The sequence below is a fragment of the Ramlibacter cellulosilyticus genome (assembly GCF_014297465.1).
In the GTDB taxonomy this organism is placed as follows: domain Bacteria; phylum Pseudomonadota; class Gammaproteobacteria; order Burkholderiales; family Burkholderiaceae_C; genus Ramlibacter; species Ramlibacter cellulosilyticus.
Window position 1 is genome coordinate 198,541 of record NZ_JACORT010000007.1, and the last position, 15,591, is coordinate 214,131.

Annotated in this window: 13 protein-coding genes; 6 read left to right on the forward strand and 7 right to left on the reverse strand. The window is 68.4% G+C overall.

What is annotated here, in order from left to right; translation table 11 throughout:
- Positions 1-15 precede the first annotated feature (15 nt).
- On the reverse strand, positions 16-807 hold the full coding sequence (locus H8N03_RS17045; RefSeq protein ID WP_187077401.1) for an SDR family oxidoreductase: 792 nt from the start codon (positions 805-807) through the stop codon (positions 16-18).
- Positions 808-988: 181 nt separating this feature from the next.
- Between H8N03_RS17045 and H8N03_RS17050 the strand changes: the two genes are divergently transcribed.
- Entirely contained in the window at positions 989-2,950 is a 1,962-nt protein-coding gene (locus tag H8N03_RS17050; protein WP_187077402.1) for a helix-turn-helix domain-containing protein, read from the forward strand.
- Positions 2,951-3,062: 112 nt separating this feature from the next.
- Here H8N03_RS17050 and H8N03_RS17055 read toward each other — a convergent pair whose 3' ends face one another.
- Positions 3,063-3,899, reverse strand: coding sequence for a cyclic nucleotide-binding domain-containing protein (locus H8N03_RS17055; RefSeq protein ID WP_187077403.1), 837 nt, complete (start codon positions 3,897-3,899; stop codon positions 3,063-3,065).
- A gap of 299 nt (positions 3,900-4,198) precedes the next feature.
- Here H8N03_RS17055 and H8N03_RS17060 point away from each other — a divergent pair, with 299 nt between their 5' ends.
- Positions 4,199-4,459, forward strand: coding sequence for a helix-turn-helix domain-containing protein (locus H8N03_RS17060; RefSeq protein WP_187077404.1), 261 nt, complete (start codon positions 4,199-4,201; stop codon positions 4,457-4,459).
- 110 nt (positions 4,460-4,569) lie between these two features.
- On the opposite strand, the gene H8N03_RS17065 is transcribed toward H8N03_RS17060, so the two are convergent.
- The 3 genes from H8N03_RS17065 to H8N03_RS17075 all read right to left on the reverse strand — a co-directional run bounded on the left by H8N03_RS17065 (position 4,570) and on the right by H8N03_RS17075 (position 8,908).
- A complete protein-coding gene (locus H8N03_RS17065) occupies positions 4,570-5,127 on the reverse strand; it encodes a restriction endonuclease subunit S (protein ID WP_187077405.1) in 558 nt (185 codons plus the stop codon).
- 110 nt (positions 5,128-5,237) lie between these two features.
- A complete protein-coding gene (locus H8N03_RS17070; RefSeq protein WP_187077406.1) occupies positions 5,238-6,407 on the reverse strand; it encodes a Fic family protein in 1,170 nt (389 codons plus the stop codon).
- A gap of 95 nt (positions 6,408-6,502) precedes the next feature.
- Positions 6,503-8,908, reverse strand: a complete 2,406-nt coding sequence (locus tag H8N03_RS17075) for a type I restriction-modification system subunit M (RefSeq protein ID WP_187077407.1) — start codon at positions 8,906-8,908, stop codon at positions 6,503-6,505.
- Positions 8,909-9,083: 175 nt separating this feature from the next.
- On the opposite strand from H8N03_RS17075, the gene H8N03_RS17080 reads away from it, so the two are divergent.
- Positions 9,084-9,269 carry a hypothetical protein gene (locus tag H8N03_RS17080; RefSeq protein ID WP_187077408.1) on the forward strand — a complete coding sequence of 62 codons (186 nt, stop codon included), beginning with the start codon at positions 9,084-9,086 and terminating at the stop codon, positions 9,267-9,269.
- 200 nt (positions 9,270-9,469) lie between these two features.
- Here the strand turns inward: H8N03_RS17080 and glmS are convergent, their stop codons facing one another.
- Positions 9,470-11,314: a glutamine--fructose-6-phosphate transaminase (isomerizing) gene (gene glmS, locus H8N03_RS17085; RefSeq protein WP_187077409.1), complete on the reverse strand. Its 1,845-nt coding sequence runs from the start codon at positions 11,312-11,314 to the stop codon at positions 9,470-9,472.
- Between the two features lie 129 nt (positions 11,315-11,443).
- Between glmS and H8N03_RS17090 the strand changes: the two genes are divergently transcribed.
- On the forward strand, positions 11,444-11,941 hold the full coding sequence (locus H8N03_RS17090; RefSeq protein ID WP_187077410.1) for an Lrp/AsnC family transcriptional regulator: 498 nt from the start codon (positions 11,444-11,446) through the stop codon (positions 11,939-11,941).
- 137 nt (positions 11,942-12,078) lie between these two features.
- On the opposite strand, the gene glmU is transcribed toward H8N03_RS17090, so the two are convergent.
- Complete coding sequence (glmU, locus tag H8N03_RS17095; RefSeq protein WP_187077411.1) at positions 12,079-13,482, reverse strand: bifunctional UDP-N-acetylglucosamine diphosphorylase/glucosamine-1-phosphate N-acetyltransferase GlmU; 1,404 nt, start codon at positions 13,480-13,482, stop codon at positions 12,079-12,081.
- 18 nt (positions 13,483-13,500) lie between these two features.
- Between glmU and H8N03_RS17100 the strand changes: the two genes are divergently transcribed.
- Both H8N03_RS17100 and H8N03_RS17105 read left to right on the forward strand, forming a co-directional pair.
- On the forward strand, positions 13,501-14,382 hold the full coding sequence (locus tag H8N03_RS17100) for a DUF6279 family lipoprotein (protein WP_187077412.1): 882 nt from the start codon (positions 13,501-13,503) through the stop codon (positions 14,380-14,382).
- On the forward strand, positions 14,379-15,512 hold the full coding sequence (locus H8N03_RS17105; RefSeq protein WP_187077413.1) for an MFS transporter: 1,134 nt from the start codon (positions 14,379-14,381) through the stop codon (positions 15,510-15,512). Before H8N03_RS17100 ends, H8N03_RS17105 begins: the two co-directional genes overlap by 4 nt.
- Positions 15,513-15,591: the final 79 nt, after the last annotated feature.

Below are 15,591 nucleotides of genomic sequence, written 5' to 3' on the forward strand. Positions count from 1 at the left end.
CCTTCGTGGTTGGAATCAGAGGTACTCGGTGTTGGCGTCCACGCTCACGGCCTGTCCGCTCACGTTGCGGGCGGCGGGCGAGCACAGGAACAGCGTCATGGCCGCCACGTCCTCGGCGGTGACCATGCGGCGCAGCGAGGTCTTGCGGATGTATTCCTCGCGCATCGCCTCGGGGGTGACGCCGGTGGCGGCGGCTCGCGCGGCGATGACGCCGTTGATGCGCTCGCCTTCCACCGTGCCGGGCAGGATGGCGTTGACGCGCACGCCGTGCGGGCCGAGCTCGATCGCCAGCGACTTCATCAAGCCGATCACCGCCCACTTGGTGGCCGCGTACGGCGTGCGGAAGGCATAGCCCAGGCGGCCGGCCACCGAGCTCATGGCGACGATGCAGGGGTCCGCGCGCGAGTCCTTCAGCATCGGCACGGCGCGGCGCGCGAACAGGAACTGGCTGTTCAGGTTGACGGCGACGGTGCGCTCCCACAGGCCCGGGTCCAGCGCCTGCACCGTGCCGGTCGGCCCGGCGATGCCGGCGTTGTTCACCAGGACGTCGAGGCCACCCAGCGTGCCCTGGACGTCGTCGAACACCAGGTCGACGTCGTCGGCGATCGAGGCGTCGGCGGCGCTGCTGCTGATGCCGGGGGCGTCGGCGGCGAGGCGATCGAGCGCGGCCCGGTCGACGTCGCAGACGTGCACGTGGGCGCCGGCTTCCTGGAAGGCGCGCGCGATCACGGCGCCGATCCCGCTCGCGCCGGCGGTCACGAGGACCCTGAGGCCGGGCCGGGGCCGAAGCGAGTCGAGGATGGTCATGCGGTCGGTTCCTGCGGTGCGTCTTGCGTTGGCAGGACTGTCGCGGAGCCGTCGGCCTGAACCAATGTGACGCGGCCACATCGGTCACACCTTGGCGATGTAGACGCCTCACTCCGGAGAAACCCTAGGAGGTGCGCGCGCGCGACCCGTCTAGCCTCGCGACCCACGAAGGAGACAAGGCATGGACATCGAACTCCAGGAAGGCGCCGCGCAGGCGATCGCCTGGGACCTGATCCGGCTGCTGCACCAGGGCGCGCCCGCGGAGGAGTTCGCCGCGCGGCTGGCCGAAGTGGAAGCCCTGCCGGAACAGGAGCGCGCCAAGCCGGGCCTGGTGGAACTGGTGCGCATGGCGATGGCGCTGCGCAACCGGCTCGATCTTTCGCAGCAGCGCGAGAGCGGCATGCTGGCCGTGATCGAGTCGGCGCGCGACCTCTCCAGCCGGCTGCACCTGCAGGAGCTGCTGCGCGCCATCGTCACCCGCGCGCGCAACATGCTGGGCTCGCAGGTGGCGTGGATCTCCTCCTTCGACGAGTCGCTGGGCGCCTTCCACGTGATGGCCACCGACGGCGCGCTGGCGCGCAGCACCGGCAACATGACCGCGGCGCGCGATCTCGGCATCGTCAGCGTGGTGGTGCGCACGCGGCTGCCCTTCACCACCGCGGACTACCTGAGCGACACGCGCTTCGCCCACGACGCGGCGCTGGACCAGACCTTCCGCGACGAGGGCATCGCCGCCGTCGTCGGCGTGCCGCTGCTGTGGGAGGACGAGGTGATCGGCCTGCTGTTCGTGGCGGACCGGTACCACCGCACGCACACCGCACAGAACATCTCCATCCTGTCCACGCTGGCCACGCACGCGGCCGTCGCCATCAAGAATGCGATGGCCTTCGAGCAGGCCGGTGCGGCGCTGGCCAGCGCCGAGGCGGCGCGCGCCGAGCTGGAGCACCACGCGCGCAAGGTGCAGGCCGCCGCCGAGGCGCACGAGGAAATGACGTCACTGCTGGCGCGCGGTGCTTCGCTGGCGACGCTGTGCGAAGCGGTCGCGCGGCTGATGGAAGGCGACGTGCTGGTGCTGGACGAAGCCGCGCAGGTGATCGCGCGCGCCACCGCGCCCGGCGGCGGCGGCCGTGCCGCGCAGCATTACGAAGCCAACGGCAACCACAGCAGCGCGCTGGCCGCCGCCCTGCGGCAAAGCCGGCAGGTGGGCCGCTCGGTCGTCGCGTACGAGGCGCACGGCGAGGCGTGCCGCGTGAGCGCGGTGATCGCCGGCGACGACGTGCTGGGCGCCGTGCTGCTGTTCCGGCGCGGGACGCTGGACCAGATGTCGGTGCGCACCTTCGAGCGCGCCACCAGCGTCGTGGGCATCGTGCTGCTGGCGCGCGAGCGCATGGAAGCCAGCCAGAGCCGCGACCAGTCGGCGCTGCTGCGCGCGCTGGTGTCGCCGCGCCAGGACGACCTGGCCGTGCTGTGCGAACGCGCAGGCCGCTTCGGCCTGGAGCTGGCGCAGCCCTGCTCCTTCCTGCTGCTGGACCTGGGCGATCCGCACGCCGGCCAGGCGGTGCGGCGGCTGCGTGCCGCCAGGCTGTTGCCGGGAACGGTGTTCGACGAGATGGACGGCGTGCTGACGGTGTTGTGCGCCACGTCCCAGGCCGACGAGGTGCGCAAGCTGGCGACGGAACTCGCGCGCGCCGAGACCGGCAGCGATTACCGCGGCGTGCTTTCACGCCCCCTGGCCGGGCCGGCCAGCTTGCCCGCCGCCTACGTCACGCTGCGGCGCGCGCTGCCGGTGCTGCGCCGCATCGGCGTGAACGGGCACGTCGTCAACCAGAACGAGATGGCGCTGTATTCCACGCTCTTCGAGACGCACGACCAGACCAGCCTGGCGGCCTTCCTGGAGGCGACCATCGGCGCCCTCACGGGGCACGATGCCAGGCGCGGCTCGGAACTGGCGCCGACCTTGCTGAGTTACTTCGACTGCAACCAGAACGCCAAGCTCGCGGCGCAGCGCCTGGGCATCCACGTCAACACGGTGCGACAGAGGCTCGACACCATCGAGGACCTGATCGGCCACCTCGGGAACGCAACGCGCGCGCTGGAGATCCACATGGCCTTGCGGCTATGGAACCTGACGCGGCCGTCCTGAGGGCACGAAGGCGCGCGCGAGATCTCCCGCAAGGGCCTGACGTTTCGATCGCGCCTCGCAGCAGGCATTCGCCCCTGTCACATGGAACACCGGGTCGGACGCCTGGCCGGGTTCAGCGTCGTCTGCCGTCCCCGTGTGGACCAGCTGCCCTCAAAGGGCTCGTACGCATGTCGAGCGCGGACCGGAGAAGGTGCAAGTCGAGGATGCGCACGTGCTTCTTGTCCACGTGCAGGAGCCTTTGCCGCACGAGGGACGTGAAGGTGCGGCTCACCGTTTCCAGCTTCAAACCGAGAAAGCTGCCGATGTCCGCCCGCGACATGCGCAGATGGAACTCGATGGGCGAGAAGCCGCGCACCTTCATGCGCGTGGAGAGGCTCAGGAGGAACGCGGCGAGGCGCTCCTCCGCGCTCATGCTGCCGAGCATCAGCATCAGGCTGTGCTCTCGCACGATCTCTCGGCTCATGAGGCGTGCAATGGCGCCTTGCAGCTCCAGGTCCGCGGACGAAGTGGTGCGCAAGTCCGCATAGGGAATGGCGCAGATCTCGCTGTCCTCGAGCGCGGTGGCGCTGCTGGCATACCTTCCTGTGGCCACTCCGTCCAGGCCCAGCAACTCGCCAGGCAGGTGGAAGCCGGTCACCTGCTGCCGGCCATCTTCCAGGGTGACGCAGGACTTGAACATGCCGTTCCGCACGGCGTAGAGGCACTTGAACACATCGCCAGGTTCATAGAGCGTCCCGCCGAGTTGCACGCGCCTGCGCGAGAACGGCAGGCGATCGAGGCCTTCCACCTGCGCAGGGGACAGACCGGCCGGGACGCAGCAATGGCGCAGGTGGCAGGTGGAACAGGGTGCGCGTGGAAGCGCATGCGGCCTTGCAAGCCGATCGACCCCTGCGACAAACACGCTTGCGCTGCGGCCCGGCTCGCGGATTGCTGCGGTGTCGGCAGTCATCACATCCCCCTCACCACCCAGGAGTCGGGCACCTTCGGCGAGAAGGTAGCGGCCGCATGGCCAGGGGGGTATTGGACCTTGGGCTTAGGCACGGCGCCGTCGCTCAGGGCTGGTGAGCCAGCTCGCGTGCGCGAATTGTGGATCGCCTGATTCCGCGAAGGTGGGGACGTCGAGATTCGGCTCGCCTCATCGCCGCTGCTCGCGCTCGTGTGACGCTCTTTCGCTCTTTTCCCCGAACATTAGGGCATGGAGCCTTGGCCCGCCGAGAGCCCTGACCAGCTCTCGATACCGTGTTCATCATGTTCGTGCTGACCCCGTTTTCGCGTGCCCTCATGGGGCACGACGCCAGGCGCGGCTCGGAACTGGCGCCGAGCTTTCTGAGTTACTTCGACTGCAACCAGAACGCCAAGCTCGCCGCGCAGCGCCTGGGCATCCACGTGAACACGGGGCGACAGAGGCTGGACACGATCGAGGACCTGATCGGCCACCTCGGCAACGCGACGCGCGCGCTGGAGGTCCACATGACCTTGCGGCTGTGGAACCTGACGCGGGCTTCCTGAGAGCAGGCCTGCGCGCGGCGGTCCCGAGTGCCGGTCGGCGCGCAGCTTTCGCGCTCCAGAGTTTGCTCCCTCGCAAGAAGCTCTGCCGGAGGTGGTATCAGAGGATCGCCTCACAACGACCATTCTTCCGCCCCCAAGGTCGATTGTTGAAGTTCCTTCCTGCGCTCGCGCCAGTCGGGGAGGTGGGCGTCCAGCAGCTTCGTGAACTGATCGGTGAGCAGTTGCTGCATCGCAGCCTGTTTGAGGTCGCGCTTCTTAGCAATCAAGGCGTCCAGCGATCCTGTGAGGCCTGCAATGTCACGCAACGCTGCCGCAATTGCTCGCTGCTCATTCATCGGCGGAATAGCGATCGGGAACCCCCGAACGTCCGCGGCTGTGATGTTGGGATCCTTGCGGCTACTGCTTGCCACCCATTTCCAGTGATGCACACTGAGATTCAGTACGGCCAGCAGGTAATCTGGCCAAAGTTTGGTTGGCGAAACCTGAATTGCGCTGATCGCTTGATTCACGGCCGCAGGCTTTCGGAGGAGCCCGGTGCGGCCGATCTGATTGAAGCCACCATACATCGCGACGAGCACGGTGCCCGCCGGATACAGTCTCAGCGAGGTCTCTTCGGGCGCGGCTGGCGTGACCCTCTCGTCAGTATCTTCGATCTCGGCACAGTGCAAGTCCAGCGTCTTCGCCCGTGCTCGCAATGTCGCCGATCGTGGCAACGGCCCAATCTTTAGGTACAGGACCTACGGGGGTTCGCTTTTGGCCTTTCGCAATCTTGGTCACCTCACGCCTCCCCACCCTCGTTCAACACCTGCAAATACGCGTCATACACGAACACCCGATTCCTCCTTTGCCCCGTCAATTCCCGCGCGATCCCGATGTCCACCAGCGCCAGCATGGCCTTGCTCGCGGTCGGGAAGGTGATCCCCGTGCTCGCACTGATCTGCCGCAGGCTGCACATCGGCCGGTGCCGCAGCGCATCCAGCACGCGCAGCACGTTGGCCGCGTTGCGCCCGCCCGCCTCCTGCACCCGCTGCGTGTCGGCCTGGAACAGGGCCACCAGTCGCCGCGCCGTGTCCACGGCGCCCTGCGCCGTCTGCTCCACGCCTTCCAGGAAGAAGTCGACCCACGCCTCCCAGTCGCCGCCGGCGCGCACGCCGTCCAGCCGCTCGTAGTACACGGCGCGGTGCTGCTTGAAGTAGAGACTCAGATAGAGCAGCGGCTGCCGCAGCACGCCGCCGTCATGCAGCAGCAGCGCGATCAGCAGGCGCCCGAGGCGGCCGTTGCCGTCGAGGAAAGGGTGGATGGTCTCGAACTGCACGTGCGCCAGCGCCGCCTTCAGCAACACGGGCAGCGCGCCACCGTCCTGGCCTCCGTGGATGAAGCCTTCAAGCGCTCCCATGCAGGCTTCCACCTCGCCCGGCGGCGGCGGCACGAAGTGCGCGTTGCCCGGCCGCGTGCCGCCGATCCAGTTCTGGCTGCGGCGGAACTCGCCCGGCAGCTTCTCGCTGCCGCGGCCCCGCTCCATGAGGCGGGCGTGCATCTCGCGCAGCAGCCGGTTGCAGAGGGGAAAGCCCTCGCGCAGCCGCGCCATGCCATGCTCCAGGGCGGCGACGTAGTTGGAGACTTCCACCACGTCGTCGAAAGGCACGCCGGGCTGCTCGTCCAGCTCGAACAGCAGCAGGTCCGACAGCGACGACTGGGTTCCCTCGATCTGCGACGACAGCACGGCCTCTCGCCGCACGTAGGCGTACAGGAACAGTTGGGGATCCGGCAGCAGCAGCGCGATGCTGTCCAGCCGACCGAGGGCCAGCGTGGCCCGCTCCAGCAGGCCCTGGCGCTCGCCCGTTAGTTGCAGGGGCGGCGCGGGCGGCAGCGGAAAGGGCACGAAGGCCCGCACGGTTTCACCACCCACCACGCTGCTGGCGTGGCGACCCGAGGCCTCACGGCGCATGGGCGACGGTGCCGACGAGGCTTGAATAAGAAAAGCGGTTATTCAACACAGGGCGACTTTACTTTAATAAGCCGCCTGACTCAACGGCTGACGACCTACCAGGCGAACCCCATCTTCCGCAGGTGCTCGTCGACCTTGGCCGAGAGCACCGCGACCTCCTCCGCCAGTTGCGGCAAGGGCCTAGCGTAGCGCTCGGCCAGTTGCTTCACGCGCCCCGCCAGCGCCTGGCTCACGCGATCCAGCTCGCCGTCCACCCGCGTGCGCAGCGCGGCGAGCCACTTGTCGTGCACCACGAGTTGCTGGATGTCGGCGGGCGCCAGCTGCTTGTAGCGCGCCGCCACCTTGGCGTCCAGCGCCTTGCCGGCGTCCTTCACCTTGCGTGCCGCCGCAGCCTCCTGCTCGATCAGCTCGAGGTACTCCCGCAGCATGTCGATCTCGCCGGGCACGGCCACATCCGCTCCGCCCTCCTGCGCCGCCGCCAGCCTGGCCTTGACGCTGCCGCGGGTCAGCTTGCCCTTGTCCGTCTGCGCCTCGAACAGCAGGCCGCCCTCGCCGCCGTGCTCATCTTCCAGTTCCTCCAGCTGGCGCGCGATCGCTTCGCGCTGCGCCTCCAATTCGTCGATCGCCTTGCGGTCGGCAGCGAAGTAGCGCGCCACCACTAGGTGCGGCGGGATCAGGTCCACGTTCGGCTTGCCGTCCTGCAGCGTCTGCCAGCCGTCGGCGGAGATCATCCAGGCGTCGTCGTGCAGCGTCTCGTCCCAGTAGTCCATGAGGTGCTGGTACACACCATAGGGGTCCACGAGGGAAGCCACCGCTGCATCGGAGCGGAAGGTTGACAGCAGCCGCTCCGACAGGTCTTCGATCAGGGCGTTCGGACGCAGTCCCTGCTGCAGGCCGGTCAGCACCGGTGCGGCCCATTCCTGCCAGAGGTCGAACAGCGCCGTCACGCTCGCCTGAAAAGCCTTGAACTCCGCGTGACCGAAGATCGCCGGCTTCACCTGCGCGGCGTCCACCCGGGTCTGCCAGTAGCCAGGCCGGTTCGCCGTCGCGAAGAGTTCCGCGCGCACGCCCGGCAGAACCTTCCAGTAAGGCGCCAGTCCATCGATGTCGGCCTCGGGAATGCCTCCCAGCAGGTGGGCCTCGATGTCCTGCAAGTCCTCGGGCTCGCTGCTGTCGATGTAGCGCGGCAGGTTCAGGTTGAAATCGTTGCCCTCGATTTCGGCGAGGGGCACCATGCGCGCGTACTTGGGCACCTCCTGCTGCCGCACGAAGGTGTCCACGATGCGGTGGATGTCCTGCGCGCGCAGCCGGTTCTTGTTGCCGTCCTTGATGAAGCCCTTGCTGGCATCGATCATGAAGATGCCCTTGCGTCCCGCGGCGCCGGCCTTGTCCATGACGATGATGCAGGCCGGAATGCCGGTGCCGTAGAACAGGTTGGCCGGCAGGCCGATGATGCCCTTGAGGTAGCCCTGCTTCACCAGCCGCGTGCGGATCGCGGCTTCGGCGCCGCCGCGGAACAGCACGCCGTGCGGCAGGATCACCGCCGCGCGGCCGGTGCTCTTCAGGCTCTTGAGGATGTGCAGCAGGAAGGCGTAATCGCCGTTCTTCGCCGGCGGAATGCCGTACTCGAAACGCTCGTAGGGATCCTCCGCCGGGTTCAGCCCGCTGGTCCAGGCCTTGTTCGAAAACGGCGGGTTCGCGAGCACGAAGTCGAAGGTGCGCAGCCCGCCCTCCTTGTTCGTGAAGTGCGGATTGGCCAGGGTGTTCGCCTGCCAGATTTCCGCCGTCGGGCAGTCGTGCAGCACCATGTTCATGCGCGCCAGCGCGGACGTGGCGTTGTCCATCTCCTGGCCGTAGATCGCCAGGTCGAGGCCGGTGCGGTGCTTTGCTTCGTCGTGCGCCTTGAGCAGCAGCGACCCGGAGCCACAGGTCGGGTCGTAGATGCTCTGGCCCGCGTTGCTCGCCTTGCCCATCTCCAGCACCAGCGCCATCGTGCGGGAGACCTCGGCCGGCGTATAGAACTGCCCCTTGCTCTTGCCCGAGTCCGTGGCGAAGTGCCGCATCAGGTATTCGTAGGCGTCCCCCAGCAGGTCGTCACCGCCGGCACGGTTGCCGCCGAAGTCCAGGCCTTCGAAGATGCCCACCAGCTTGGTCAGCCGGTCCACCATCTCCTGGCCCTTGCCCAGCTTCTCCTCGTCGTTGAAGTCGGCGACGTTGATGGCGCCTTTCAGGCTCTCGTTGGCGTCCGCGAGCCGGCCGATCAGCTTGTTGATCTTGTCGCCGATCTCCTTGTCGTTCTTCAGCTTCACCATGTCGGCGAAGCTGCCGCCAGGCGGCACTTCGAGCAGCGCGTTCGGGTCGCCGGCGTACTTGTCCGAAACGTACTTCACGAACAGCAGCACGAGGACGTAGTCCTTGTACTGGCTGGCGTCCATGCCGCCGCGCAGCTCGTCGCAGGATTTCCAGAGGGAGGAATAGAGTTCGGACTTCTTCAGGGCCATGGACGGCGACGGCTGCAACGAAAAGGAAGGATGGTAGCGGGACCTACCGGCACGGATTCAGCAGCATCAGCAGGCAGCCGTCAGAAACGGCCGGGGCAACAGCCTGTTTCCTCGGCGACCCAAGAGCGCGGCACGGGCAGAAACTGGGGGTCTCGACACCCCCAAGGAGAGCCTCATGACCAGCAAGCAGTCGCAAGATCAAAGTGCGAACGACCGCAATCCGAACAACCCAGGTCACCAAGCGAGCGTCGAGAATCGGCGCGACCAGCTCAACCCCGACCATGTCGCGTACGACCAATCCCGCCAGGGTAACCAGACGCCGGCAGCGAGTGAAAAGTCGGACAAGAAAGGCGGATCCTGAACTCCGGCGAGGCGGTGGCCTCGCCTTAGCGCAGTTACCGACTTCGGGTACGCAGCTCTGCTTCGTGCCCTAGGGAAGCACGCAGCCGCCCGCTCACTCCACCGTCGCCGACTTCCCCAGGTTCCGTGGCTTGTGGTGTTCACTCACATCGCTGCGCGATATGAGTGAACCCCCAAACCACTCATGTGGCGAAGCGTTCGTCATTCGACTGTGACGCTCTTCGCCAGATTTCGCGGCTTGTCCACATCCGTCCCCCGTGCCAGCGCCGTGTGATACGCCAGCAACTGCAGAGGCACGACGTGCAGCAGCGGACTCAGCGTCCCGTAGTGCTCCGGCATCCGGATCACGTGCACGCCTTCGCTGCTCTCGATCTTCGAATCCGCATCGGCCAGCACGTACAGCAAGCCGCCGCGGGCGCGCACTTCCTGCATGTTGGACTTCAGCTTCTCCAGCAGCGCATCGTTCGGCGCGACGGTCACCACCGGCATCTCGCTGGTGACCAGCGCCAGCGGCCCGTGCTTCAGCTCGCCGGCGGGATACGCCTCGGCGTGGATGTAGCTGATCTCCTTGAGCTTCAGCGCACCTTCGAGCGCGATGGGGTAGTGCATGCCGCGACCGAGGAAAAGCGCGTTCTCCTTGTTCGCGAAGTCTTCCGCCCAGGAGATCACCTGCGGCTCCAGCGCCAGCACGGCCTGCAGCGCGGTAGGCAGGTGGCGCATGTCCTTGAGGTGCTGCGCTTCCTGCGTCTCGGTCAGCTTGCCGCGCACCTGCGCGAGCGACAGCGTCAGCAGGAACAGGCCGGCGAGCTGCGTGGTGAAGGCCTTCGTCGAGGCCACGCCGATCTCCACGCCGGCGCGCGTGATGTAGGCGAGCTTGCACTCGCGCACCATCGCGGACGTCGACACGTTGCACACGGTCAGCGTGTTCTCCATGCCGAGCGAGCGCGCGTGCTTCAACGCCGCCAGCGTGTCGGCGGTCTCGCCCGACTGGCTGATCGTGACCACCAGCGTCTTCGGGTTCGGCACGCTCTCGCGGTAGCGGTACTCGCTCGCGATCTCGACCTGGGTCGGGATCTTCGCGATGGCTTCCAGCCAGTACTTCGCCGTGCAGCCGCTGTAGTAGCTGGTGCCGCAGGCGAGGATCAGCACCGAGTCCACATCCTTGAAGATGCGGTACGCACCGTCGCCGAACAGCTCCGGCGTCACGCTCTCCACGCCTTGCAGCGTGTCGCCGATCGCGCGGGGCTGCTCGAAGATTTCCTTCTGCATGTAGTGGCGGTACGGGCCGAGTTCGGCCGCGCCGCTGTGCGCCTGCACCGTCTTCACCGGGCGCTCGGCGGCCTTGTGGTTGCGGTCGACGATCCAGTAGCGACCGAGCTGCAGGTCCACGAGGTCGCCCTCTTCCAGGTACACGATCTGGTCGGTCACGCCCGCCAGCGCCATCGCGTCGCTGGCGAGGAAGTTCTCGTCCTTGCCCACGCCCAGCACCAGCGGCGAGCCTTCGCGCGCGCCCACCACGCGGTGCGGTTCGTCCTTGCAGAACACCGCGATGGCGTACGCGCCGTGCAGCTGCTTCGTCGCGGCCTTCACCGCGTCGAACAGGTCGCCCTCGTAGAGGCTGTCCACCAGGTGCGCGATCACCTCGGTGTCGGTCTGGCTGGTGAACTTGTAGCCCTTCGCCTGCAGCGCGGCACGCAGTTCGTCGTGGTTCTCGATGATCCCGTTGTGGACCAGTGCGATGCGGCCCGGCGCCTGCGGCGCGGCTTCGCCGGGGCCGTGGCTGAAGTGCGGGTGCGCGTTGTGCACGGCGGGCGCGCCGTGCGTGGCCCAGCGCGTGTGGGCGATGCCGGTGCCGCCGGCGATCTTCTCGCTGTCCACCTGCGACATCAGTTCGGCGACGCGCGCCACCGAGCGCGCGCGCTTCAGGCCGTCGGCGTAGACGGCCACGCCGCAGGAGTCGTAGCCGCGGTATTCCAGGCGCTGGAGGCCCTGGACGAGGATGGGGACGATGTTGCGGGTGGAGACCGCGCCGACGATGCCGCACATGGTGGACTGCCTTGGTGAGTGCCTGGGATGGACGGACTGTAGGCTTGGGGTTGTGCAATATGTTTGCTAGTTTGCTTGGTCTACGGAATTTTCTTTCGTGTAAAGCAGTTGATGCAATAAGATTCCGAAATGGACGAAATTCCGGAACTGGATTCCACCGACCTGGCCCTGCTCGCCCAGCTGCAGGACGACAGCTCGCTGAGCAACCAGGACCTGGCGGCGCGCGTGCACATCTCGCCGGCCACCTGCCTGCGGCGCGTGAAGCGGCTGTGGGACGCAGGCGTGATCGAGCGCGAGATGGCCATCCTGAACCCGGAGCGCGTGGCAGCCACGCTGGGTCATGGGATGGAAGCAGTCGTCGAGGTCTCGCTGGACCGGCAGGGCAACGAGGCGCAGGAGGCCTTCGAGGAACGCGTGATCGCGGACGATGCCGTGCAGCAGTGCTACCGCGTGTCGCCGGGGCCGGACTTCATCCTCGTGGTGCATGCGCGGGACATGCAGGATTACCTCGCGCTGGCGCAGCGCCTGTTCACGAGCGATGCGAACGTGCGCAACGTGAAGGCGTTCTTTTCGGTGAAGCGGGGGAAGTTCCGGCCGCGGATTCCGGTGCCGGGGAGGGGGGCCTAGCTGGGGTTCGCCTGCGGCGAAACCCAGCCTACCTGCCGCAAACGTAGGCTGGGTTGCGCGAAGCGCACGTAGGCTGGGTTGCGCGAAGCGCACGTAGGCTGGGTTGCGCGAAGCGCACCCCAGCGATCGCCCGCCCCTTACTTCTTCGCCGCCTTCTTCGGCCGCGTCCAGCTCGTGATGCTCACCTGCTTGCCGCGCGCCACGGTCAGCACGCCGGGGTCCGTGTCCCTGGTCACCACGCTGCCCGCACCGACCGTCCCGCCCTGCGCCACCTTCACCGGCGCCACCAGCACGCAGTTGCTGCCCACGTGCACGTCGGCCTCGATCACGGTGCGGTGCTTGTTCGCGCCGTCGTAGTTCGCCGTGATGCTGCCCGCGCCGTAGTTCACGCGCTCGCCGACCGCGGCGTCGCCGAGGTAGGCGAGGTGGTTCGCCTTCGCGCCGCGCGCCATCGTCGAATTCTTCACCTCGACGAAGTTGCCGATGTGCACCTCGGGGCCGAGGCTCGCACCCGGGCGCAGCCGCGCGAACGGGCCGATGAGCGCGCCTTCGCCGATCTCCACGCCCACGTTCTCGCCTTCGATGTGCGTGTACGCCTGCAGCACCACGTTCGCGGCAATCTTCGCGTTGGCGATCACGCAGTTCGGTCCGATGCGCACGTTGTCGCCCAGCACCACCTCGCCCTCGAACACGCAGTTCACGTCGATCTCGACGTCCTGCCCGCACGTGAGCTTGCCGCGCACGTCGAAGCGCGCGGGGTCGGCGAGGCGCACGCCCTGCTCCATCAGCGCGCGTGCCCGGCGGCGCTGGTACGCGCGCTCCAGGTCCGCGAGCTGCACGGGGCTGTTCACGCCGTCGACTTCCACCTGTTCCAGCGCTGGCGAGGCCACGACCTCGCACCCGTCCTGCACCGCGAACTGCACGATGTCGGTCAGGTAGTACTCCTTCTGCGCGTTGTCGTTGGTCAGGCGCGCGAGCCAGGCCTTCAGCTTCTTCGCGGGCACGGCCATGAAGCCCGTGTAGACCTCGCGGATGGCGCGCTGCGCGTGCGTGGCGTCCTTGTGCTCCACGATCGCCTGCACCGCCTCGCCCTGGCGCACGATGCGGCCATAGCCGGTGGGGTCCGCCATTTCGATCGTCAGCAGCGCCAGGCGCTCGCCCGCGCACTTGTCGACGAGGGCCTGCAAGGTCTCGGGCCGCACCAGGGGCACGTCGCCATTGAGGATCAGCGCGATGCCGTCGTCCGGCAGCACCGGCACCACCTGCTGCACCGCGTGTCCGGTGCCCAGCTGCGGCTCCTGGCGCACGAAGTCGGGAGCGTTGTGGCCCGCGGCCTGCTCCGACTGGCGCACCCAGGCCTCGACCTCCTCGGCGCCATGGCCCGTGATCACGATCGTGCGCCGCGCGTGCAGCGCCTGCGCCGTGTCCATCACATGCCCGACCAGCGGCTTGCCGCCCAGCCGGTGCAGCACCTTGGCCGTCCGGCTTTTCATGCGCGTGCCCTTGCCGGCCGCCATCACCACCACATCGACTGCTGTCATTCCCGTACCCTTACATCCATGAAGCCGAACCGCTCCGTCCGCATGCCGGCGATTATCCTTGCGCTCGGCCTCGCGCTGGCGCTTTCCGGCTGCAGCGCGATCAAGCTGGGCTATGCCAACCTGCCGGAGCTGCTGTACTGGTGGCTCGACGGTTACGCCGACTTCAGCGACGCGCAGGCGCCCCGCATGCGCGACGAGCTCGCCCGCCTGCACCGCTGGCACCGCCAGCAGGAGCTGCCGCCGGTCGTCGACGTCCTGGCCCGCATGGAAGCGCTGGCGCCCGGGGACATCACGCCCCAGCAAGCCTGCGGCGTCGTGGCCGATGCGCAGGCGCGGCTGCGTGCGGCGGCCCACGGCGCGGGCCCCGCGGCGGGCGCCATCGCGGCCAGCTTCAGCGACGCGCAGCTGCGGCACATCGAGCGCCGGTTCCGCCGCAGCAACGACAAGTTCCGCAAGGAGAGCGTCGACGTGCCGCCCGCGGAGGCGCACGAGAAACGGTACGAGCAGATGCTGGACCGGCTGGAGACGGTCTACGGCCGCCTGGGCGATGCGCAGCGGCAGGTGCTGCGGGACGGCGTCGCGCAGTCCGCCTACGACGCGGCGCGCATCCTCGCGGACCGGCAGCGCCGCCAGCAGGACCTCCTGCAGACGCTGCGCCACGTCTCGCGCGCGCGCATGGCGCCGGAGGAAGCGCGCGGCCAGCTCCTCGCCTGGCTCGATCGCGCCATGCACTCGCCCGACGCCGCCTACCGCACATGGCAGGAAGGCCTGGTGCAGGAGGGTTGCCGCATGTTCGCCGCCGTGCACCGCAGCACCACGGCAGCGCAGCGCGAGCACGCCGTGCGCCGCCTGCAGGCGTACCAGCGCGACCTGCGCGAGCTGTCGGCGCAGCCCCAGTGACGGAAGGCCCGCACCGCCTCGCCCTCGTCTGGCGCCTCGGCACGGCCACGACGCTGATCGTGATGGCTTTCTCCATGGCGGGGCCCGTGCTCGCCGTGCTGCTGCAGCAGGCCGGCCACGGCACGACCTTCGTCGGCGCGTTTTCCATGATCCAGTTCCTCATGGTGGGCCTGTTGATCCCGCTGATGCCGCGTGTACTGAAGCGCTGGGGCACGGTGCGCACCTACCGCGCCGGCGCGGTGCTGCAGCTCACGGGTGTGACCGGTTATGCGGTCTCCAGCCATGTGGGCGTCTGGGTGCTGGGCTCGATCGTCACCGGCTGCGGCGCCGCCGCGCTGTGGAACACGACCGAAGCGTTGCTGGCCGAGGAGGCTCCGCCGGAGATCCGGGGCCGGGTGATGGGCCTGTACCAGACCGCCCTGGGCGCGGCGCTGGCACTGGGCCCTTTCGTTCCCGGCCTGCTGCAACTGGAGGGCGGCACGGTGCTGTGGCTGGCCGTGGGGATGGTCGCGGGCTGCCTGCTGCTGGCCGTCACGGCGCGCCCGCACCTGCCGCGGGTGCAGGCCGCGACGCACACGGGGACCTGGCAGGCCATGCGGATGGTGCCCTGGCTCGGGTTGATCGCGTTCTGCGGCGGTGCGTTCGAGGCGGGGCTGGGTGCCGTCGGCGCCGCGCATGCATCGGAGACGGGATCGAGCCTGCGGGCGGCGGCAAGCGTCGCGGGTGCGATCGGGGTCGGCAGTTTCCTCTGCCAGTACCCGGCGGGCTGGGCGGCGGACCGCTGGCCCTTGCGCAACGTGTTCGTCACCGCGGCCGGCGCGCTGCTGCTCACGAGCCTGGCGATGGCGTTCGTCACGCGCGCGCCGTGGCTGCTGTGGGTGTGCGGGATCGTGTGGGGCGGCATGGGCGGCGCGCTCTACACCTTGAGCATGGTGCAGGTGGCGCACGCGTTCGCGGGCCGCGCCACGGCGGGCGGCACCGCCGCAATGATCACGGGCTATACATGGGGCGGGACGCTGGGGCCGCTGGCGAGCGGCGCGGCGCTGGAGGGTGGCGGGGCGCTGGGGCTCGCGGTGGCGTTGTCGGTGCTGGCGGCCGCGGGACTGGTGGCGGCGCGCCGGGCGGCGTGAGGGTGCGAGAGCCTTGCTGGGGTCGGCTTCGCCGAACCCAGCCTACGATGCTGGATGGCGTGCAGCCGCCGTAGGCTGG